Consider the following 20678-nt stretch of genomic DNA (forward strand, 5'->3'; position numbering starts at 1 on the left):
CCATGCCCGAGCGCCGCCCCATTTTCCTGCTTCGCATCGCACTGACCCTGCTGGGCGCCTTTGCCGCCGCCCAGCTGTGCCTGTGGCTGCGCACGCCGCTGCCCTGGATGCTGGGGCCGCTGATCGCCACTTCGCTGGCCTCCATCCTGGGTGCGCCCACGGCCAGCGCGGGCCGGCTGCGCAACGGCGGGCAGTGGATCATCGGCGCCTCGCTGGGCCTGTACTTCACGCCGGCCGTGGTGCAGTTGATCGCGGGGCTGTGGTGGGCGATTGCCGTGGCCATTGTCTGGGCGCTGCTGCTGGGCTGGGGCTTCGGCGCCTGGCTGTACCGCGTGCATGCGCCGCGCATGCCGCAGATACCGGCGGGCGAGATGCGCGCCACCACCTATTTCGCTGGCGCCATTGGTGCGGCCTCTGAAATGACGCTGCTGGCCGAGCGCGAGAACGCGCGCACCGACCTGGTGGCGGCCAGCCACAGCCTGCGCCTGGTCATCGTCACCGTGAGCATTCCGTTTGCGCTGCAGTGGAGCGGCCTGCATGGGCTGGAGGGGCTGACGCCTCCCAGCATCCGCATCGTCGAATGGCCGGGGCTGGCGCTGCTGGCCGTGCTCACGGGACTGGGCGCCTGGGCCATGGACCGGCTCAAGCGGGCCAACCCCTGGTTCCTGGGCGCGCTGCTGGTGTCCATGCTGCTGACCATGTGCGGCCAGGAACTGTCGGCCGTGCCCCAGGCCCTGGTCAATGCGGCGCAGCTGGTGATCGGCATCAGCCTGGGCGTGCGCTTCAAGCGCGAATTCCTGCACACCGCGCCGCGCTGGCTGGGCTCCGTGGCCGTGGGCACCGTGGGGCTCATGGCGATCTGCGCGGGCTTTGCCTGGCTGCTGCACCTGGCCGTGGACCTGCCCTGGGTCACGCTGCTGCTGGGCACCTCGCCGGGCGGCATCACCGAGATGGCCATCACCGCCAAGGTGCTGCAGCTGGGCGTGCCCGTGGTCACGGCCTTCCAGGTCTGCCGGCTGATCGCCGTGCTGCTGCTGGTGGCGCCGCTGTTCCGCTGGGTGGAGGCGCGCGGGCCGGCCGCGTCGCGCACGGCCTAGGGCCCGCCTCACCACAGCCCACTGTCGCTGGTCGATACCGCAATCGCCCCACCGGCCAGCGCCTGCTGGACCTGCTCCTGGCTGCAGACGAAGCCCGAGGCCACGAGCGGCGGCAGGATGCGGCGCTCGGCCTCGGTGATGTGGGCCAGCATGGGGGCGGGCATGATCTGCACGAGGTTGGGGTCGCTCTGCTCCACGGCCTTGATGCTGCGCGGCCAGGTGGAGCGGTCGGTGACGAAGACCTTTTGCATGGTCAGCAGCCCGGCCTTGTTGGCGCGCTGGATGGTGGCCACGCGCGTGGACAGCAGGCTGCTGGCGCCCAGGTCCACAAGGTAGTCCACGCCGCCCTTGTCGGGCGAGATGCCGTCGCAGCTGTCGATATTGACGATGGCGATCTTGCCCGCCCCGGTGATGGTGGAGATCACCGAGCGCAGCCGGCGCAGTTCGATGTTGGCGACGATGGCGACTTCGGCCTGGCTGGCCAGCAGCGCGTCCATCTGCTCGGCCCCATACAGGGTGGCGATGACGGGGCGGCGCGCCAGCCGCGCGCCCAGGGAGTTGTCCGGGCGGCCCATGTCAGAGGTCCAGCCCCAGCTTGCCGGGATTGAGCAGGTTCTTGGGGTCCAGCATGCGCTTGGTGGCCTCCAGCAGCGCAAAGGCCGGGCCCAGCGACTGCCGCATGTAGGGCGCGCGCAGCAGGCCCACGCCGTGGTGGTGGCTGAGCGTGGCGCCGTGGCGCAGCAGCACGGCGTTGGCCGCGTCCCAGGCCGCGCGGTACCACTGGGCGCGCTGGTCCACGGCCACCTCGCCGCGCAGCGAAAAGTACAGGCAGGCGCCATCCACATAGGCATGCGACTGGTGGGCCGAGCCGGCCAGGGTGCCGGGGATGGCCTGCAGGGCGGCGACCACTTCCTCGTAGATGGCCGGCAGGTCTTTCCAGGGACCGCACATCTCCAGCGTGTCGGCGACGAAGCCCGGGCCTTTCTTGAAGCCCTCGGCGCTCTTGCCGGTCAGGTAGCGCGTGTCCAGCCAGCGCTCCAGGGTGGCGGCACCGTCCAGCCGTTCTCCCAAGGGTGCGCACACACGTTCGCAGATGGCCATGACGGCATCGACGATCTCGGGCGCGCCTTCGTCGGCGATCAGCAGCACGTTGAGGTCGCTGCGGCCGAATTGCACGCCGCTTTCCAGCGCGTCGTACAGCCGCAGCGCGGCGGGGTTGGCGCCTTGCTGCAGGATCTGGCGGCAGGCTTCCAGGCCCTGGGCAAAGCTGGCGAAGCCATAGGCGATGGCGCGGCCGTGGTCGGGCAGGCGGTGCAGCTTGAAGCGGATGCGCACGATCACGCCCAGCGTGCCTTCCGAGCCGATGAACAGCTGCTGCAGGTCCGGCCCGATGGCCGCGCGCGCGTAGCCGCCCACGGTGACGAGGCGGCCATCGGCCAGCACCACGTCCATGCCGTGGACCATGTCCTCGATCTTTCCGTAGCGCGTGGACAGCTGGCCCGCGCCCCGGCAGGCCACCCAGCCGCCCACGGTGCTGATGCCGAAGGACGAGGGCCAGTGGCCCATGGTCATGCCGTGGCGGCGCTGGATGGTTTCCTCGAACACGTCGCCGAACATGCCGGCCTCGACCTCGACGATCTGGCTTTGCTCGTCCATGGCGATGAAGCGATTGAGTTCGCACAGGTCCAGCACGATGCCGCCGCGCAGGGGCAGGGCCGCGCCCGTGACGTTGCTGCGCCCGGCCGAGACGGTGACGGGAATGGCGTGTTCATCGGCAATGCGCATCACGGCCTGCACCTGCTCCACGGTGGATGCATGGGCGATGACGGCCTGCGGCGTGGCCGGGTGGCCCGAGGTCTCGGCCACCATGGTGCGGGCCCACCAGTCGCGCGTGCCGGCAACGATGTCGGTGCGCTCGGTCTGCACGCGGTCGCAGGCGGCGCGCAGCGCGGCGAGCACGGCCTCGGGCACGGCCACGGGTTCGTGCTGCAGGCCGCAGGCAGGACCTTCGGAGGCAGGGCGGTCGGCTGCGGGTGCGGCCTGCGCCGCCCAGCCCGGGGTCGTGGGGGCGCCCACCACGTAGTTGCGGCGGTTGTAGCCGCGGGCGATTGCGTCTTTGCTCAGCATTGGATGTCTCCCATCAAAATCTGTTTTTCGCGCTCCATGGCGCGGCGGTAGTCGTGGATCTGCTGCGCTATCTGCGCAGGTGCCAGCCCCAGTTCCTGGGCCAGGATGTCGCCCACGCGCGCTGCGGCGCGGGCCGACGCATCGCGCGCCATGAGGCGTGCGCGCATGCGGCGCGAGAGCACGTCTTCCACCGTGCGCGCCATTTCGTGGCGCGCGGCGTAGAGGACTTCGGCCTCGGTGTGGGGCAGTCCCTCGACGATGGGCCGGGCCAGCGCGGGATGCGCGTCGAGGATGTCGCTGACGAAGCGCGCTTCCGTGCCGTAGCGCTCGCCCAGGTGGGCCGACAGTCCGCCCGTGGCCGTGATGGCCTGGGCGTCGTAGCCGGCCGCGCCCAGCAGGAAGGCGGAGGCGGTGGTGCAGCGCGTGCGCCGGCCCAGCAGCTTTTCCACGGCGTCCACGGTCTGCTCGGCCATGTGGCGCGAGGTGGTGAGCTTGCCGCCGACGATGGTGACCAGGCCGTCGCCGGCCACATGGATCTCGTGGTTGCGCTTCATCTCCACGGTCTTGCCGCCGGGCGGGCCGACCAGGGGGCGGCAGCCGGCGATGGAGCCGACCACGTCCTCGGGCGACAGGTCCACCTTGAGCGCCGATCGCGCGCCTTCGAGCAGGAAGTCCAGCTCGGCGCGCGTGCAGTGCACGTCGTCCAGGCTGCCCGCATAGTCCTCGTCGGTGGTGCCCAGGTAGGAGACATCGCCCCAGCGCGTGATGGTGGCGCGCCGGCTGCGGCCCGGCACGGGAATGGTGACGGTGCAGTCGTTGCGTATGCGCAGCCAGGGAATGGCCACGTGCACGCCCTTGGCGGGGCGCACGTGCAGCTGCGCCTGCTGGTCGGGCCTGCGGCCATCCCAGTCGCGCAGCCAGACGCCCGTGGCCATGACCACGCTGCGCGCGCGCACCGTGATCTCGCGGCCATCGGCCTGGACGATGGCGCCGTCCACGCCGCCGTGGGCGTTGCGCGTGATGGCGGTGGCCCGGGCATGGTTGAGCACGGCCGCGCCATGGAAGGCCGCCGTGCGCGCCACGGCCAGCGTGAGCCGCGCATCGTCCACGCGCGCATCGAAGTACATGTAGCCGCCCAGGAGCTGCTCTTCGCGGAAGGTCGGGCAGTGCGACAGCACCTCGGCCTTGCCGAGCTTGCGGTGCAGGATGCCTTCGCGCCAGCCGCCGGCCAGGTCATAGGTCCACAGCAGGCTGCCGAAGGCCTTGGCCAGGCGGGCGTCGAAGACGCCGTCGCGCTCCATCACGGGAAACAGGAAGGGCAGGCGCTGCACCAGGTGCCGCGCATTGCGGCGCAGGCGCTGGCGCTCCAGCAGCGAGTGCCGCACCAGCCCCAGGTTGCCCTGCTCGATGTAGCGCAGGCCGCCGTGCACCATCTTGGAGGACTTGGACGAGGTGCCCGAGGCGAAGTCGTCCTTCTCCACCAGCGCCACGCGCAGGCCGCGCAGGCTGGCGTCCAGCGCCGCATAGGCGCCCGTGATGCCGCCGCCGATGACCAGCAGGTCGAAGGCCTCGTCGCCCAGCCGAGCCAGCTGGTCCGCGCGCTGCAGCTGCAGCGGCGCGGTCTGGGTCAGTGCGGCGCTGTCCCTGCGCTCCTTGCCAAAGGGCCATTGCATCATGCGCAGCCCTCCAGGGCGGCGCTGCGGCCGGGGGACCGGGCGCGGGCCAGTTCGTCGCCCACGCGGGCGCGCCAGATGCGGCGGCGCTCGCTGCGCTCGTCGGCGGCCATGCGCGGGGTGAAGACCGCTTCGGTGCGCAGCGTGGCGCAGGCCTGCTCCAGCCCGTCCCACAGCAGGCCCGCGCTGCCGGCCATGAAGGCGATGCCGCGCAGGCTGGCCTTGTCGGTATCGGCCAGGCGTCGCACGGGCAGGCCGCCCAGGTCGGCCTGGATCTGCAGCAGCGCATCGCTGCCCGACAGGCCGCCGCCCACCAGCAGCTCGCCCACCTCGGTGCCTGCGGCCGCCTCGTCGGCCTGCACGCAGGAGGCCACGGAATGCGCAATGCCTTCGAGGATGGAGCGCGCCAGCTGCGGCCGCGAGGTGGCCATGGACACGCCCGAGATCGAGGCCCGCGCGCCCGGCTCCATGGCAGGCAGGCGCAGGCCGGTGAGCGCGGGGATGAAGACCAGGTCGGCCGGCGTCTCGGCCTCGCGGGCCAAGGCGCTGATCTGCTGCGGGTTGTCGAACCACTGCAGCTTCTCGCAGATCCAGTTGAGCGCCGAGCCCGTGGTGGGCACATAGGTCTCGATGGCATAGCGCGAGACACCGCCCATGCGGCGCGCCGTCATGGTCAGCGAGCTTTCATGGGCCGCGTCATGCGCGGGCAGCTTTGTTCCCGTGAGCACATCGACGAAGCTGCCCGTGCCATGCACGCACAGCGCCTGGCCCCGCTCCAGGCAGCCCAGGCCCACGGCGGCCGCATGCTGGTCGCCCGCGCAGGCCAGGATGGGCACGGCCAGGCCCAGCAGCTCGCTGCGCGTGCGGCCGAAGTCCTGCACGTCCTCGCACAGGCGGGGCAGCAGCTCGGCGGGAAACTCCAGCGCGTCCAGCCAGTCCTGCAGATAACGGTGATCGCCCAATGCATAGGCGTTGCCCGAGGTCACATTGGTGGGCGTGGTGACCACGGCGCGCGCATCCGACAGATGCCACAGCAGCCAGGAGTCGATGGTGCCGAAGGCCAGGCGGCGCTGCTGCCAGGCACGGGCCACGGCCGCATCCTCACGCAGCTTGCGCGCGGCCCACAGGTAGGGCGAACGCACGCCCACGGGCCGGCCCGCGTGGCGGATCAGCCGGGCATCCCAATCGCCGGCCAGCAGGGCCAGTTCGTCGCGGTGGCGCGAGTCCTGCCAGACCATGATGGGCGCCAGCGACCGGCCCGTGGCCGTGTCCCAGAGCACGGCCGAGCAGCGCTGGTTGGCAATGGCCAGGGCCACGATCTGCTGGCCGCAGCCCTGGGCGCGGGCAATGGCGCGGCGGCACACGTCCAGCGTGCGCTCCAGCAGCAGGTCGGCGTCCTGCTCGACCACGCCGGGGCGCGGGCAATGGATTTCCAGCGGCAGATAGTCCTGGGCGGACACCTGCCCGTCGCGCCCCACGACGGCGGCGCGCGTGCCCGAGGTGCCTTCGTCTATGCAAAGGATCACGGCTTCATGGTGCATGGGGTGGTCTCTTTCAGGCGGTGGTTTGAGCGATCTTGGCGGGCGGGGCGGCGTCTTCCGCGAACTGGGGCGCGCCGGGCTCGTCGTCGGGGTTCACGGTGGTGCGCGTGGGGTCCCAGCGGATGGAAAAGCAGACGATGCTGGCCAGCAGCGGCACCACGGACAGGATGAGGAAGGTGTTCTCCAGCCCGTACTGCTGGCGGAACAGCGGGAACACCAGCAGCCCCAGCGCCGCGCCCATGGCGCCCAGCGCACCGATCACGCCGTTGGCGCCCGCGCGCAGCTCGCTGCGGAACGACAGCGTGGACAGGCTCTTGCCGTTGGCGCCGGGCCCGCCCGAGTGAAAGAGGATGAACAGCGAGGGCACGGCCACGGCCAGCCAGATGGGCATGCGGCCGTTGAACAGGCCCAGCACCAGCAGCATCAGGAACACCAGCGCAAAGCCGAAGGCCGAGGCCCGCCGCAGGCCCAGCCGGCGCCCGATGACGGGCGACAGGAAGCCGCCGACGATGCCGAACACGTTGAACACCAGCGCGCCCAGCGTGGCCTCGCGGAAATCCTTGCCGAACAGCGAGGCGCTGATCAGCGGCAGGTACCAGCCCACGGCGAAGTACTGGATGGACTGGCCTATCTGCACCGTGGCCGCCAGCAGCGTGCGCGGCAGGTAGATGCCGCGAAAGATCAGCAGCACATTGGCCAGCCCGCGCCGGGCCGGGTTGAGCACGGGCAGGCGTTCGGCGGGCGGCGCGGCCTCGAAGCGCTGGCCGTGTGCGCCGTAGATGCGCGTCATGGCGCGGGCGGCGTCATCCAGCCGCTCCTTGCGTGCCAGCCAGGTCGGGCTTTCCACCAGCAGCGCGGCCTGCATGCCCAGGATGAACAGGCCGAACACCGCCGTGGCAGCCACCGAATAGCGCCACAGCGAATCGCCCACATCCCAGGAATGGAACCACAGCGCCAGCACCAGGTTGCTGCACACGGCCATGTACCACATGCCCTGCCAGACATTGAGCCGGCTCTTGAGGCGGGCGGGCGTGAATTCGGCCAGCACCGCCATGGCGATGGCGAAGTCGATGCCATAGGCCGCGCCCACGAAGAAGCGTCCGAAGAGGATGGTGGCGTAGTCGGGCGCCATGCTGACCAGCAGCGCGCCGGCCACGGCCAGCACCTTGGCGATGACCAGCGGGCGCATGCGGCCCCAGCGGTCGGCCATCCAGCCGCCGATGGGATTGAAGGCGATGGACACCCAGGAGGCCAGCGACGTCATCCAGGCCACTTCGGCCGGCGTCAGCTGCTGGTCGCGCGTCATGGGGCCCAGGCCCACGCTGAGTGCGGAGTTGGAGAATGCGTCGAGGAAAAGTCCGCCGAGGGCCAGCCACCAGATGGTGCCGGCGCGGCCTGAAATGCCCTGGCGTGCGTCGATGTAGGCGATGACATCCTGAACGCCGCGAACCCTGTGGATGCTGGTCTGCATGCTGGCCTCCTGTGTTTCTGCAAGAGGCCGGCAAACCGTACAGGCGCGACAAGACCATCTCACAGATGGTCTTCAAATCTTGAACCTGTGCGGCGATTCTAGGCAGCAGGCGCAGCCTGCGGATCGGTGAAAGCACCAGGGTGCGCGCAATGGCCGCGCCCAAAGAAAAGGCCCGCCGCAGAGAACCTGCGGCGGGCCTGGCGCGAAGTCCCTTCACGGGACCGTGCGCTGTGTGCTGTCAGTGGACCACGACAGGCTGCTGGGCCAGGCCGGCGTAGCGCTCCAGGGCGTCCTCGACCTCTTCCTCGGTGGGGGCGTCCTGCTGCCAGGCGATGATCTGCTTCTGGAACATCTCGGCCCAGGAGCCGTCCAGATAGACCTCCTTGCCCGAGCGCTTGTCCACGATTTCGAAGCCGTGGCGTGGCAGCTGACGGGCGGCATCGACCGCAGCTTCGCCGGCCGCTGCATCCGGATCCATGTCGGGACGCAGATGGAGCACCACAAAAGATTCGGAGTCGTAAAGCATTTGCATGGTGTTCCCTTTCTGGCCCGTTGCCGGGCGTCGCACAGCCTACATGGCTGCGAAGCACCGGATTTCAAGGACCGTGGGGGTCCCGATCTATCGCAGGCACTTGCATGCAGTATTCCACGGATTGGCATGCGCTGCGGCGTGTGCCGCAGGCCGCGCTGTGGTAGGCGGGCGGTGGCGTTGGCTGCAAGTGCAGGACTACCGGGAAATCACCGGTGTCCCACCGGTGGCCCCTGTGTCATGGCGCCTGGCGGCTCTTGAGCTGCAGATCGGCGAAGTCGCCGTTGTCCTGCGCCAGCCGGATGCGCACGGGCAGGTATTGCATGGACGGCGCCAGCCACAGCGAGGCCTGCTGGTCATCGCCGGCCGCCGCGATCTTGTCCAGCCGCAGCGCCTGCGTGCTGCCCGAGGGCAGCTCCAGCGTCTCGGTCTCGCCCACGCGGAAGGTCCAGCGGTCGGCGCGCCGCGCGCTGACGGTGATGAAGCTGATCTGCGTGCCCGCCGGGTAGCGCTGCGGCGCCGCCGCCAGCAGGGCCGACAGCTGCAGGAACACGCTGAGCCGGTCCTGCGCGCCGGGCGCGATGGGCGCGTCGGGCGCGCCCGTGCTGAAGCGCGCCAGGTTCTGGTCGAACGCCAGCTGCGCCGATTGCTCCTTGCGCGCCTTGTCGTTGAAGCGGCTGGGCTCCAGGCCCCTGTCGGTGATGCGGCCCTCGCTGGTTTGCGAGCGCGAGCCCAGCAGGAACAGGCTGACTTCCTGGCTGGCCTGGTACTGGCCGTTGGCATGGCGCCAGACCAGCTCGGCATTGGCCGAATAGTTGAAGCGCTTGGCCTGGCCGGTGACGGCGAACGACAGCCGCGCGGGATCGGGCAGTTGCACGGGAACGGGGGCGTCGGAGGCCAGCGGCGTGCCGTCGGGCGAGGTGATGGCCATGCCCTGGGCCGGGCCGGCCGAGGGCGTGGGCGGTGTTTCGGGTTCGGGCTTGGGAGCGGGCGGCGCCGGCGGTGTGGCCGGAGTTGGCTCGCTGCCGGCACCCGTATCGGCAGCAGCACGGGCGGTTTCCGAGGCGTCCGATGCAGCAGGCTCCTGCGCTGCGGCCATCGGCAAGGGCTCCACGGTTTCGCGGATGGGCGTGTCCAGCGGCTCGGCCACGGGTGCGGTGGGCGCGGCGGGTGTCGGGCGCTGGACCTTGGGGCGAGGGCGGGGTTGCGGCTTGGGTACGGGCGCAGGTGTCTCGGGCGCGGCGGCGGGCGGGGGCGCGGGTGGCTCGGGCAGGGACAGCGCCCGTGTCTGCATGGCCGCCACCTCGGTGCGCGGTGCCGATACCTGGTTCCACAGCGGCAGGCCCAGCAGGGCCAGCGCATGGCCGCCCAGCACCACGGCGGTGAGGGCGGGCAGGGCGCGCTGGCGCAGGTGCATTTCAGGCATTCCAGCCCAGGTCCTGGGACAGCTGCACGCAGGCCTCGCGCAGGGGCGCATCGATGGCGCCGCCGTATTCGGGGTCGAAGGTGGCAATCGAGCCCAGCGTGGTCAGGCCCAGCACGATATGGCCCGAGGAGTCGAAGACCGGCGTGCAAAAGGCCACGATGCCGGGCAGCACGGTATCGACCACGCGTGCGGTGCCGCGCTCGCGCACCTCGGCCAGCATGGCGTCTATGGCCTCGGGGGTGAGCGGCAGGTCCTTGCGCTGGATGCGGCGGGCCTTGTCCACCTCGGGCTCCAGCAGCGGGGCCGTGACCTCGCGCGGCAGCCAGGCCGCGAAGCAGCGCCCGGTGGCCGAGGCCAGCATGGGCATGACGTCGCCCAGGCGCAGATTGGCGGTGACCGACTGCGCGCTTTCCTCCCAGTGCACGATGGTCGGCCCGTGGTTGCCCCAGACGGCGATGGCCGCCGTGTGGTGGATGCGCTCCATGAGCGCGGGCATGCGTTCGCGCGCCAGCCGCACGGGATCCAGCCGCGCCAGCGAGGCCAGGCCCAGCTTGAGCGAGGCCGGGCCCAGGTCGTAGCGGGAGGTGCGCGCGTCCTGGGTAACCAGGCCGATGCGCTGGAAGCTCACGAGGTAGCGGTGCGCCTTGGCGGCGCTCATGCCGGCGTCAGACGCCAGGTCCTTGAGCATCTGCGGGCCCCGGGCGCGCGTCAGCGCCTCCAGCAATGTAAAACCGACCTCGACCGATTGAATCCCTGCGCGTTCCTTGTCCATTGCAATAGAATTTGGTTTTGTTTAGTTAAATCAATTTAACTTATCGTAATTCGTGGCTGCGTCGCCATGGGTATCCAGGCCGCTGCCCGGATGCCGTGGCGCGCGGCGGCGGCACGGGGGAGCAGCATGAAACTTGCCACATACAAGGACGGATCGCGGGACGGGCAACTGGTCGTGGTGTCACGCGACCTGAGCCAGGCCCATTATGCGACCGGCATAGCGAGCCGCATGCAGCAGGTGCTCGACGACTGGAGCTACATGGCGCCCCAGCTGCAGGACCTTTACCACCTGCTCAACAGCGGCAAGGCGGTCCATGCCTTTGCCTTCGATCCGCGCCAGTGCATGGCGCCGCTGCCGCGCGCCTACCAATGGGCGGACGGCTCGGCCTACATCAACCATGTGGAGCTGGTGCGCCAGGCGCGCGGCGCCGAGGTACCCGCCAATTTCTACACCGACCCGCTGATGTACCAGGGCGGCAGCGACGATTTCCTGGGCCCCTGCGACGACGTGGTGGTGCCCAGCGAGTCCATGGGCATCGACTTCGAGGCCGAGATCGCCGTCATCACCGCCGACGTGCCCATGGGCGCCACGCCCGAGCGTGCGCTGGGCGGCGTGCGCCTGGTCATGCTGGCCAACGACGTGAGCCTGCGCAACCTGATCCCCAATGAGCTGTCCAAGGGCTTCGGCTTCTTCCAGTCCAAGCCCGCCACCTCCTTCAGCCCGGTGGCCGTGACGCTGGACGAGCTGGGCGACGCCTGGAAGGGCGGCCGCCTGCACCTGACGCTGCAGTCCACCTGGAACGGCCGCAAGGTCGGCATGTGCGATGCGGGCGAGGACATGAGCTTTCACTTCGGCCAGCTCATCGCCCATATCTGCAAGACGCGCAATGTGCGCGCCGGCTCCATCGTGGGCAGCGGCACCGTGAGCAACAAGGGCGTGGAAAGCGGCAAGGGCAAGAACCGCCGCATGGAGTGGCCCAAGGGCTACAGCTGCATCGCAGAGAAGCGCTGCATAGAGACCATCCAGGACGGCGCGCCCAAGACCGAGTTCATGCGCTTTGGCGACACCATCCGCATCGAGATGAAGGGCAAGGACGGCCAGAGCATCTTCGGCGCCATCGACCAGAACATCGTCGAGCCTGCCGAATGAGCCGCGTCTGCGCACCCTGGTGGCGCCTAGCGGGCAGGTCGCTGCGCGCCGGCCTGGCCGCGCTGGCGCTGTCGCCGCTGGCCGCGGCATTCGCGGCGCCCCCGGCCGCGGACCCCGTCACCTGCCCGCCCGAGGCGCGCATGCCCGGCCCGGACGAGATCCGCGCCCTGCAGCGCAAGGCGCAGGACCGCGGGCTGCTGTGGCGCATCGAGCACCGCGGCCGCACCAGCTGGCTCTACGGGACCATGCACGCGGCCAAGCTCGGCTGGAGCGTGCCCGGCCCCACGGTGGCGGACGCGCTGCGCGCCTCCGACAGCCTGGCGCTGGAGCTGAACATCCTCGATCCCGAGGTCATGAAGGTCTTGTTCACGGGCATGCAGGCGCGGCCCGATGCGCCGCCGCTGCGCGGCGATCTCCAGCGCCGGCTTGAGGAGCAAAGGCGCCTGGCCTGCGCCGGCCCCGAGCTGGCCGTGCTGCGCCCCGACGCCCAGGTGATCACCCTGTTGTCGCTGGCCGGCCGCAGCGAGGGACTGGACGCGGCCTACGGCATCGACTTCTCTCTGGCCGGGATGGCACGCGCGCTGGACAAGCCCGTGCTGTCCCTGGAGACGCCCGAGCTGCAACTGCGCGAGCTGGTCTCGGACGACCCCGCGCGCGTGGCCGAGACGGTGGAGTCCGGCCTGCGCCAGCTGGAAAGCGGCACCGCGTCCCAGAAACTGGGGCTGATCGCAGGCGTCTGGGCCGATGGCCGCATCCACCTGCTGGAGAGCCTGCCCGACTGGTGCGACTGCATGGCCAATGCCGCCGAGCGTGCCGACTACGACCGCATGGTCTATGGCCGCAACCCCGGCCTGGCGCGCGAAGTGGCGCGGCAGATCCGTTCCGGCCGCAGCGTGTTCGCCGCCGTGGGCGCCCTGCACATGGTGGGCACGCGCGGCCTGCCGGCGCTGCTGGCGGCCCAGGGCTTCAAGGTGCAGCGCGTGGAGTTCCCCGCAGCCAGCCCGCCCTGAAACACACGGCCGCCGCCTCCATGAACAAAAGCAACAGGGCGCGGCCAGGACCCATCCACACCCATCCCACAGGAGACAACAATGGACCGTAGACAATTCCTGGCCGCCGTGGCGGCCTCATCGGCCGGCATGGCCGCGCCTTTTGCACAGGCGCAGGACTGGCCCGCCAGCAACATCCGCTGGGTCGTGCCCTATCCGCCCGGCGGCGGCACCGACGTGCTGGCGCGCACCGTGGCCGAGGCCATGCGCCAGACGCTGAACCAGACCATCGTGGTGGACAACCGCCCCGGCGCCTCCACCAACATCGGCGCCCAGATCGTGGCCACGGCCAAGCCCGACGGCTACACCATCATGTCGGCCGACAACGCCGTGCTGGCCTACAACGAGCACCTGTTCAGCAAGCTGTCCTTCAATCCTGAAAAGGACTTCACCTACATCGGCGGCATCAGCCGCTTCCCGATGGCGCTGGTGGTGAACCCGAACTTCGAGGCCAAGACCTTCAAGGAATTCCTGGCCTACGTGAAGGCGCATCCGGGTCAGGTCAACTACGCCTCTCCCGGCAACGGCTCGCCCCACCACCTGGCCATGGAGATGTTCAAGAACCGCACGGGCACCTTCCTGACGCACATCCCCTACCGTGGCGCGGCGCCCGCGCTGGCCGACGTGATGGGCGGCCAGGTGCCCTGCATGTTCCTGGACCTGGCCTCGGGCCTGCCCGTGATCCAGTCGGGCAAGGTGCGCGCCCTGGCCATCGGCACGGGCAAGCGCGTGCCCAGCCTGCCCGAGCTGCCCACGCTGGCCGAGGTCGGCGTGCCCGATACCGAGGTCTATGCCTTCCAGGGCATCCTGGGCCCGGCCAAGATGCCCCCGGCCGTGGTGCAGCGCCTGAACGCCGAGCTCAACAAGGCCCTGGCCAACCCCGCCGTGGTCAAGCGCATGCAGGACTTCGGCATGGAGGCGCTGCCCGGCACGCCCGAGCAGTTCCTGGCCATGTCGCGCGCGGAGTCCAAGCGCTGGGGGGCGATCATCAAGAGCGCGGGCGTCAAATTGGACTGACCCCCTGAGCGGCTGCGCCGCTTCCCGTTGCACGTCGCCCGTTGCACGGCGCCCCTTCTCGCTTCGCGGAGGGGGCGTACGGGCAGCCGGCGACACCCTCGGTGCGGGGCGGCGCGGCCGGCGTAGGCCCTTCCTCGGTGTCTCTGGGTTGGGCCGTGGCGGTTTTGGGGGCGGCGCCCGGCTTTGATCTGATGCGCTGGTGCTGCTTTTTTTTGGCGTTCCTGATCGCCAATCCAGCGATCAATCCAGCCATCAATCCAGCGCCTTCTGCCTGCGCATGGTGGTGAAAAGAACAGCCAGGCTGGCGGCGGCGCCGGCCACGCCCAGGGCGGCGAAGAGGGGGATGCCCCACAGGCGCGGGCCCATGGTCAGCAGGCCGGGGGCCAGGCCCAGGATGAAGGCGCCGGAGACCACGGCCAGGGCCAGGCGGGTGGCGGCGCGTTCCAGGGCCTGGGAGAGGCGGTCGATGTGGCGTATGTCCAGGTCGGCCTGCAGCCGGCCGGAGCGCAATCGTTGCATGACCAGCCGCAGGGTGTGCGGCGCGTCGTCGGCCAGGTCCATCCATTGCGCCATGGCGGCGCGGCGCTGGCGCGCCAGGCTGCGCAGGGAGTAGCGCTGCAGCAGCTGGGCCTTGACCAGGGGCGTGGCCGTCTGCACCACGTCGAATTGCGGGTCCAGCTGCAGCAGCACCTGGTCGGCCGTGATCAGGGCCTTGAGCAGCAGCGCCATGTCGGCGGGCAGGGCCACGCCGGTTTCGCGGGCCAGGGCCATGAAGTCCTGCAGGGCGCGGGACATGACCAGGCGGCCGTTGCTGGCGCCGGGGCCATGGCGGGTCACGAAGCGGTCCACGGCAGCCTCGATGCGCGCGGCCGACGGCGGGGCGCGGCCGGGCATTTCGCTTTCGGCGGCCCAGTCCAGCAGCACGCCCGAGAGGCTGCGGCCCTGGCCCTCGACCAGGGCGCGCATCAGGCCCAGCACCTGGCGGCGGCGCTGGGGAGACAGCCGCCCGACCATGCCGAAGTCGATGAAGCCCACGCGGTTGCCGGGCAGGGCCAGCAGGTTGCCGGGGTGCGGGTCGGCGTGGAACAGGCCGTCGCGCAGCACCATCTGCAAAAACGCGCAGGCGCCACGGCGCGCCAGCAGCGGGCCGTCCAGCGCGGGGTCCGCGCCCACGGCCGAGGCTGGCACGCCCGGCACGAAGTCCTGCACCAGCAGGCGCGGCCCGCTCAATGCCCAGTGGATGGCCGGCACGACGATCTCGGGCTGGGCCGCGAAGTGCCGCGCCACGGCGTCGCCGTTGTGGGCTTCGACGGTGAAATCCAGTTCCTCGCGCAGCGCCTGTCCCAGCTGGCGCGTGACCTCGCGCGGGCGGTAGCGTGCCAGCTGCGGCCATTGTTCCTGGGCCAGCAACGCCAGGTGCTCGAGCAGGCGCAGGTCGGCCTCGATCTGGGGGCGCAGGCCGGGGCGCTGGACCTTGACCACGACTTCGATGTCGGCAGCGCGGGCCGCAGGGGGGCTGTCGCTGCCGCTGCCGTCCTCCCGGCTTTCCCGGCCTTCCCGGTCATCCCGGTCTTCGGCCGCAGGCAGCCGCGCACGGTACACCTGGGCCATGGAGGCCGAGGCCAGCGGCACGGGATCGAAATGCGTGAACACCTGCTCCACGGGCAGGCCCAGCGACTGCTCGATCAATGGCTGGGCCGTCTCCCAGGGCAGCGGGGCGGCGTGGCTGTGCAGTTGCTGCAGCGCGGCCGTCCATTCGGGCGCGAGCAGGTCCGAGCGCGTGGCCATGATCTGGCCCAGCTTGACGAAGCTCGGCCCCAGGTGTTCGAGGGCCATGCGCAGGCGCTCGGGGCGGCTGGCATCCAGCGGATGCTCGGGATGGGGCTGGCTGCCGCGCGGCGCGAAGCGGGCCAGGCCCAGCGTGTCGACCAGGTCGGCCAGCCCGAAGCGCAGCAGCACGCCGACGATTTCCTGCAGCCGGGCACGGTCGCGCACGGCGACCACGGCGGTTTGCAGCATGGGCATCTCCTGTCGGTGGTGGCAATGCGGTCCATTGTGCCGATGCGCCAGACGCCATTGCGCAGGAATCGCCCGTCTCCGGGGCGGGGCTCAGGCCAGCCGCTGCACCTGTACCGCGCAGTCGTAGAAGCTGGGCGCGCGGCCCAGGTCGGTCAGGCGCTGGTGGGTGAGCTCGTTGACATTGGTGCCGTTGTCGCCGTGCTTGCGCCACCAGATGCCCAGGCCGTTGACCACGCCACGGCGCGCGCGGCCGTTGAGGGTGGCGTGGCATTCGTAGCTGCCCCGGTCGTTGAAGACGCGCACCCGGTCGCCCTCGGCCACGCCGCGCGTGGCGGCGTCGTCGGGGTGCAGCTCCACCAGCGGGCGGCCTTCCATGGTGCGCAGGCTCTTGACGTTGACGAAGCTGCTGTTGAGAAAGTTGCGTGCCGGCGGCGAGATCATGGCCAGCGGGTAGCGCGCATCCGTTTCGGCGGTTTCGTAGTTGGGCAGGTAGTCGGGCAGCGGGTCCATGCCGCGCCGCGCCAGCTCGGCGCTGGTGAATTCGCAGCGGCCCGAGGGCGTGGCGAAGCCGCCCTCGGCAAAGGGGGCCTCGGGCAGGGCCAGGGTGGCAAAGCCCTTGTCCAGCAGCTCGTCGAAGTCCACGCCGCGGCCCTCGAAGGCTTCGCGGCACAGTTGCTCGTCTCCCGTCTGGAAATGGGCGGCGGCAAAGGCGTCGTCATGCCGCGCCATGTGCGCGGCCAGGTCGCGGAAGATCTGGCCGTTGCTGCGCGCCTGGCCCAGCGGCGCGATGGCGGGGCGGTTGAGCAGCACGTCGGTATGCCCGTAGCTGCCGTGGATGTCCCAGTGCTCGATCTGCGTGGTGGCCGGCAGCACGTAGTCGGCCAGGTCGGCCGTGTCGGTCATGAAATGCTCCAGCACCACGGTGAACAGGTCCTCGCGCGCAAAGCCTGCCACGACCTTGGCCGACTCGGGCGCCACGGCCACGGGATTGCTGTTGTAGACCACGATGGCGTCCACGCGCGGGCCGAAGCCGTTGCCGCCTTCGTGCAGCAAGGCGTCGCCGATGGTGCTCATGTTGATGGTGCGCGGGCGGCGCTCGCCCAGCAGGTGCGGCATCTGCAGTCGGGCGCGCTGCGCGGGCAGGGCGCCGGAGGCGGACAGCAGCAGGCCGCCGGCACGGTGGCGCCAGGCGCCCACCAGGGCCGGCAGGCAGGCGATGGCGCGCACGGCATTGCCGCCGCCGCGCGCGCGCTGCACGCCGTAGTTCAGCCGGATGGCGGCGGGCGTGGTGGTGCCGTAGTCGCGCGCCAGCTGGCGGATCTGCTCCACGGGCAGGCCGCAGACCTGGGCCGCGCGCTCGGGCGGCCACTGCAGGGCGCGGGCCTTGAGTTCCTCCCAGCCCAGCGTGTGGCGCGCGATGTAGTCATGGTCCAGCCAGCCGTGCGTGATCAGCTCGTGCATCAGGGCCAGTGCCAGGGCGGCATCGGTGCCGGGCAGCAGCTGCAGGTGCTCGTGGCATTTGTCGGCGGTCTCGGTCTTGCGCGGGTCTATGCACACCAGGCGTGCGCCGTTGCGCTTGGCCTCCAGCGCATAGCGCCAGAAATGCAGGCTGCTGCCGATGCTGTTGCTGCCCCAGATGAGGATGAGCCGGCTTTCGGTGAAATGCTCCACGCGCATGCCCAGCTTGCCGCCATAGGTCAGGTTCAGGGCCTCGCCCCCGGCGCTGGAGCAGATGGTGCGGTCCAGCAGCGAGGCGCCGAGCTGGTGGAAGAAGCGCCGGTCCATGCTCTCGCCCTGCACCAGTCCCATGGTGCCTGCGTAGCTGTAGGGCAGGATGGTTTCGGGATCGCGCGCCGCCAGGGACTGCAGGCGTGCGGCGATGTCGGCCAGCGCCTCGTCCCAGCCCACGGGCTCGAACTGCCCGGAGCCCTTGGGGCCCACGCGGCGCAGCGGGGTGAGCACACGCTCGGGGTGGTAGCTGCGCTCGGTGTATTTGCTGACCTTGGCGCAGAGCACGCCGCCCGTGTGCGGATGGTCGGGGTTGCCCTGGACTCTTTTGGCGATGCCGTCTTCGACCGTGGTCACCAGCGAGCAGGTATCGGGGCAGTCATGGGGGCAGGCGCCCAGGACCTGTGAGGTGGCCTGGAGTGGGGGCGTGGCGGAGGACATGGTGGCAGCGGTCTCGGACAGGGTGGGGACTTTGCGAAAGAACCGTGAAAGCCGGAAAAACAGGAAAAGGCCGTCACGAGCAAGGGGCGGTGCCGGTCTTGCATGCCGCAATCGCCGCTTGTCTTTATTATGCGGACCCTTGCAGCCGGCTGCACGCAGCAACGGCGCCGATTCCAGTGACAAAAACAGGCAAGTTCATGCTCCGACCCAAGACGGCGTTCAGCCGCAGACAGTTCATCGCAGCCAGCACGGCGGCTGCCGCCACCTGGACCGGCGCAGTGCGCGCCCAGGACGCGGGAGGCACCATCGTGCTGGGCCAGTCCTGCCCGATGACGGGCCCCGCGGCACAGATCGGCCAGCCCTTCCATGAAGGCGCCAAGCTGTACTTCGAACAGCTCAACGCGCAGGGGGGCATTGCCCGGCGCAACATCGAACTGCGCGTGATGGACGACGGCTACGAGCCCGAGCGCTGCGCGGCCAATACCCAGCGCTTCCTGTCCGACGACGTGTTCGCGCTGTTCGGCTACGTGGGCACGTCCACCAGCATGGCCGCGCTGCCGCTGCTGCAAAAGGCGCGCGTGCCCCTGTTCGCGCCGCTGACGGGCGCCGACGCGCTGCGCCAGCCCCAGCTGGCCCAACTGGTCTTCAACGTGCGCGCCTCCTATGCCGACGAGACGGCGCTGATGGTGCGGCACCTCACGGGCCTGGGCCTGAAGAAGGTGGCCGTGCTGCACCAGAACGATGCCTATGGCGAATCGGGCCTGGCCGGCGTCAAGGCGGCGCTGGCCGCCAAGGGGCTGGAACCCGTGGGCGCGGCCACGGTGGAGCGCAACTCGAACAATGTGGCGGCGGCCGTCAAGACGCTGGTGCCGCTGGGCGCCGATGTCATCGTGCAGATCGTCACCTACTCGGCCAGCGCGGCCTTTGTGCGCGCCGCGCGCCAGGCGGGCTTTGGCGGGCAGTTCTACAACGTCTCCTTCGTCGGCTCGCAGGCACTGGCGCAGACGCTGGGCAAGGATGCCGAAGGGGTGGTCGTCACCCAGGTCGTGCCCTCGCCCTTCCAGACCTCGCGCCAGATCACGCGCGATTTCCTGGCGGCCATCCAGAAGGGCGGCGGCAAGCTGACGCCCAACTACTCCAGCATGGAAGGCTATCTGGCGGCACGCGTGTTCGCCGATGCGCTGCGCCAGGCCTCGGCCTCGGGCAAGCCCACGCGCGACGGCCTGGTGGCCGCGCTCGACGCCATGCACGGCCAGCAGGTGGCCGGCTTCCCGCTGGCCTTCAAGCCGCAATCGGCCAAGCCGCGCTTCGTGGAGTTGTCCATGCTGACCGGCGACGGCAAGGTCCGGGTGTAGGCTTGCAGCTCTAGAAGGAGAACCCCATGGCCTTGCTGCAGGAGCTGCTGGACAGCGCACCCGAGATCACCGCGCTGCGCCGCGACATACATGCCCATCCTGAACTGTGCTTCGAGGAACTGCGCACCGCCGACCTGGTGGCCCGGCAGCTCGAAGGCTGGGGCATTGCCGTGCACCGCGGCCTGGGCCGCACGGGCGTGGTGGGCACCATCCACGGCCGTGACGGCGGCGCCAGCGGCCGGGCCATCGGGCTGCGCGCCGACATGGACGCCCTGCCCATGCAGGAGTTCAACACCTTCGAGCACGCCAGCCGCCACGCCGGAAAAATGCATGCCTGCGGACATGACGGCCATGTCGCCATGCTGCTGGCCGCCGCGCAGTACCTGGCCGTGCACCGCGACAGCTTCGAGGGCACGGTGCACCTGATCTTCCAGCCGGCCGAAGAGGGCGGCGGCGGGGCGCGCGAGATGGTCGAGGACGGCCTGTTCACCCAGTTCCCCATGCAGGCCGTGTTCGGCATGCACAACTGGCCGGGCATGAAGGCCGGCACCATGGCCGTGGGCCCGGGCCCGGCCATGGCGTCGAGCAACGAGTTCCGCATCGTCGTGCGCGGCAAGGGCGGCCACGCGGCCATGCCGCACATGGTGATCGACCCGCTGCCCGTGGCGGCCCAGCTGATCCTGGGCCTGCAGACCATCGTCAGCCGCAACGTCAAGCCCATCGAGGCGGGCGTGGTCTCGGTCACCATGGTCCATGCGGGCGAGGCCACGAACGTGGTGCCCGACAGCGTGGAGCTGCAGGGCACGGTGCGCACCTTCACGCTGGAGGTGCTGGACCTGATCGAGCGGCGCATGAAGACCCTGGCCGAGAGCATCTGCGCGGCGCATGACACGCGCTGCGAGTTCGAGTTCGTGCGCAACTACCCGCCCACCATCAACTCCGCCCCGGAGGCCGAGTTCGCACGCCGCGTCATGGCCGAGGTCGTGGGCGAGGCCAACGTGCTGCCCCAGGAGCCGTCCATGGGCGCCGAGGACTTCGCCTTCATGCTGCTGGAAAAGCCCGGCGCCTACTGCTTCATCGCCAATGGCGACGGCGACCACCGCGCCATCGGCCACGGCGGCGGTCCCTGCACGCTGCACAACCCCAGCTACGACTTCAACGACCAGCTGATTCCGCAGGGCGCCACGTTCTGGGTGAAGCTGGCCCAGCGCTGGCTGAGCGAGCCCACGCGCTGAGGCCCTTGCGGGGTCCGGCCGACACCGGCATGTCACACACCGCACCTAG

16 protein-coding genes are annotated in these 20678 nt (G+C 70.3%); 6 read left to right on the forward strand and 10 right to left on the reverse strand.

Features of this window, described 5'->3' with window-relative positions:
• The first annotated feature begins 2 nt into the window (after nt 1–2).
• The gene (locus tag ACF8NF_RS06695) at nt 3–1097 is read left to right on the forward strand and encodes an AbrB family transcriptional regulator (RefSeq protein ID WP_043820322.1); all 1095 of its coding nucleotides are present in this window, start codon (nt 3–5) and stop codon (nt 1095–1097) included.
• A gap of 8 nt (nt 1098–1105) precedes the next feature.
• Here ACF8NF_RS06695 and ACF8NF_RS06700 read toward each other — a convergent pair whose 3' ends face one another.
• From ACF8NF_RS06700 to ACF8NF_RS06735, 8 genes are all read right to left on the reverse strand, one after another.
• Entirely contained in the window at nt 1106–1672 is a 567-nt protein-coding gene (locus ACF8NF_RS06700; protein WP_012203049.1) for a glycerol-3-phosphate responsive antiterminator, read from the reverse strand.
• 1 nt (nt 1673) lies between these two features.
• Nucleotides 1674–3224: an FAD-binding oxidoreductase gene (locus ACF8NF_RS06705; protein WP_392450298.1), complete on the reverse strand. Its 1551-nt coding sequence runs from the start codon at nt 3222–3224 to the stop codon at nt 1674–1676.
• A complete protein-coding gene (locus tag ACF8NF_RS06710; RefSeq protein WP_392450299.1) occupies nt 3218–4900 on the reverse strand; it encodes an FAD-dependent oxidoreductase in 1683 nt (560 codons plus the stop codon). The genes ACF8NF_RS06705 and ACF8NF_RS06710 overlap by 7 nt, the downstream gene beginning before the upstream one ends.
• On the reverse strand, nt 4897–6438 hold the full coding sequence (locus ACF8NF_RS06715) for an FGGY family carbohydrate kinase (protein ID WP_392450300.1): 1542 nt from the start codon (nt 6436–6438) through the stop codon (nt 4897–4899). The genes ACF8NF_RS06710 and ACF8NF_RS06715 overlap by 4 nt, the downstream gene beginning before the upstream one ends.
• A gap of 13 nt (nt 6439–6451) precedes the next feature.
• A complete protein-coding gene (locus tag ACF8NF_RS06720; RefSeq protein WP_392450301.1) occupies nt 6452–7909 on the reverse strand; it encodes a nitrate/nitrite transporter in 1458 nt (485 codons plus the stop codon).
• A gap of 238 nt (nt 7910–8147) precedes the next feature.
• Entirely contained in the window at nt 8148–8441 is a 294-nt protein-coding gene (locus ACF8NF_RS06725) for a DUF3567 domain-containing protein (protein WP_034363542.1), read from the reverse strand.
• 235 nt (nt 8442–8676) lie between these two features.
• Nucleotides 8677–9864 carry a DUF3108 domain-containing protein gene (locus tag ACF8NF_RS06730; RefSeq protein ID WP_392450302.1) on the reverse strand — a complete coding sequence of 396 codons (1188 nt, stop codon included), beginning with the start codon at nt 9862–9864 and terminating at the stop codon, nt 8677–8679.
• The gene (locus ACF8NF_RS06735; RefSeq protein ID WP_012203056.1) at nt 9857–10636 is read right to left on the reverse strand and encodes an IclR family transcriptional regulator; all 780 of its coding nucleotides are present in this window, start codon (nt 10634–10636) and stop codon (nt 9857–9859) included. The genes ACF8NF_RS06730 and ACF8NF_RS06735 overlap by 8 nt, the downstream gene beginning before the upstream one ends.
• 126 nt (nt 10637–10762) lie before the next feature.
• Between ACF8NF_RS06735 and ACF8NF_RS06740 the strand changes: the two genes are divergently transcribed.
• The 3 genes from ACF8NF_RS06740 (at nt 10763) to ACF8NF_RS06750 (ending at nt 13851) form a co-directional block, all read left to right on the forward strand.
• Nucleotides 10763–11785 (forward strand): fumarylacetoacetate hydrolase family protein, encoded by a 1023-nt coding sequence (locus ACF8NF_RS06740; protein WP_026062874.1) that lies wholly within the window; start codon nt 10763–10765, stop codon nt 11783–11785.
• Nucleotides 11782–12795 carry a TraB/GumN family protein gene (locus tag ACF8NF_RS06745; protein ID WP_392450303.1) on the forward strand — a complete coding sequence of 338 codons (1014 nt, stop codon included), beginning with the start codon at nt 11782–11784 and terminating at the stop codon, nt 12793–12795. The genes ACF8NF_RS06740 and ACF8NF_RS06745 overlap by 4 nt, the downstream gene beginning before the upstream one ends.
• A gap of 81 nt (nt 12796–12876) precedes the next feature.
• Nucleotides 12877–13851, forward strand: coding sequence for a tripartite tricarboxylate transporter substrate binding protein (locus ACF8NF_RS06750; protein WP_016446620.1), 975 nt, complete (start codon nt 12877–12879; stop codon nt 13849–13851).
• Nucleotides 13852–14103: 252 nt separating this feature from the next.
• Here the strand turns inward: ACF8NF_RS06750 and ACF8NF_RS06755 are convergent, their stop codons facing one another.
• Both ACF8NF_RS06755 and ACF8NF_RS06760 read right to left on the reverse strand, forming a co-directional pair.
• Entirely contained in the window at nt 14104–15870 is a 1767-nt protein-coding gene (locus tag ACF8NF_RS06755; protein ID WP_392450306.1) for an ABC1 kinase family protein, read from the reverse strand.
• A 90-nt stretch (nt 15871–15960) separates the two neighbouring features.
• Nucleotides 15961–18039 carry a molybdopterin-dependent oxidoreductase gene (locus tag ACF8NF_RS06760; RefSeq protein ID WP_392450307.1) on the reverse strand — a complete coding sequence of 693 codons (2079 nt, stop codon included), beginning with the start codon at nt 18037–18039 and terminating at the stop codon, nt 15961–15963.
• Between the two features lie 197 nt (nt 18040–18236).
• On the opposite strand from ACF8NF_RS06760, the gene ACF8NF_RS06765 reads away from it, so the two are divergent.
• Together ACF8NF_RS06765 and ACF8NF_RS06770 are read left to right on the forward strand one after the other, a co-directional pair.
• Nucleotides 18237–19394 (forward strand): ABC transporter substrate-binding protein, encoded by a 1158-nt coding sequence (locus ACF8NF_RS06765; RefSeq protein ID WP_016446617.1) that lies wholly within the window; start codon nt 18237–18239, stop codon nt 19392–19394.
• 26 nt (nt 19395–19420) lie between these two features.
• The gene (locus ACF8NF_RS06770) at nt 19421–20629 is read left to right on the forward strand and encodes a M20 aminoacylase family protein (protein WP_133073434.1); all 1209 of its coding nucleotides are present in this window, start codon (nt 19421–19423) and stop codon (nt 20627–20629) included.
• Nucleotides 20630–20678: the final 49 nt, after the last annotated feature.

Source organism: Delftia sp. WSY_22, assembly GCF_043104185.1.
In the GTDB taxonomy this organism is placed as follows: Bacteria; Pseudomonadota; Gammaproteobacteria; order Burkholderiales; family Burkholderiaceae_C; genus Comamonas; species Comamonas tsuruhatensis.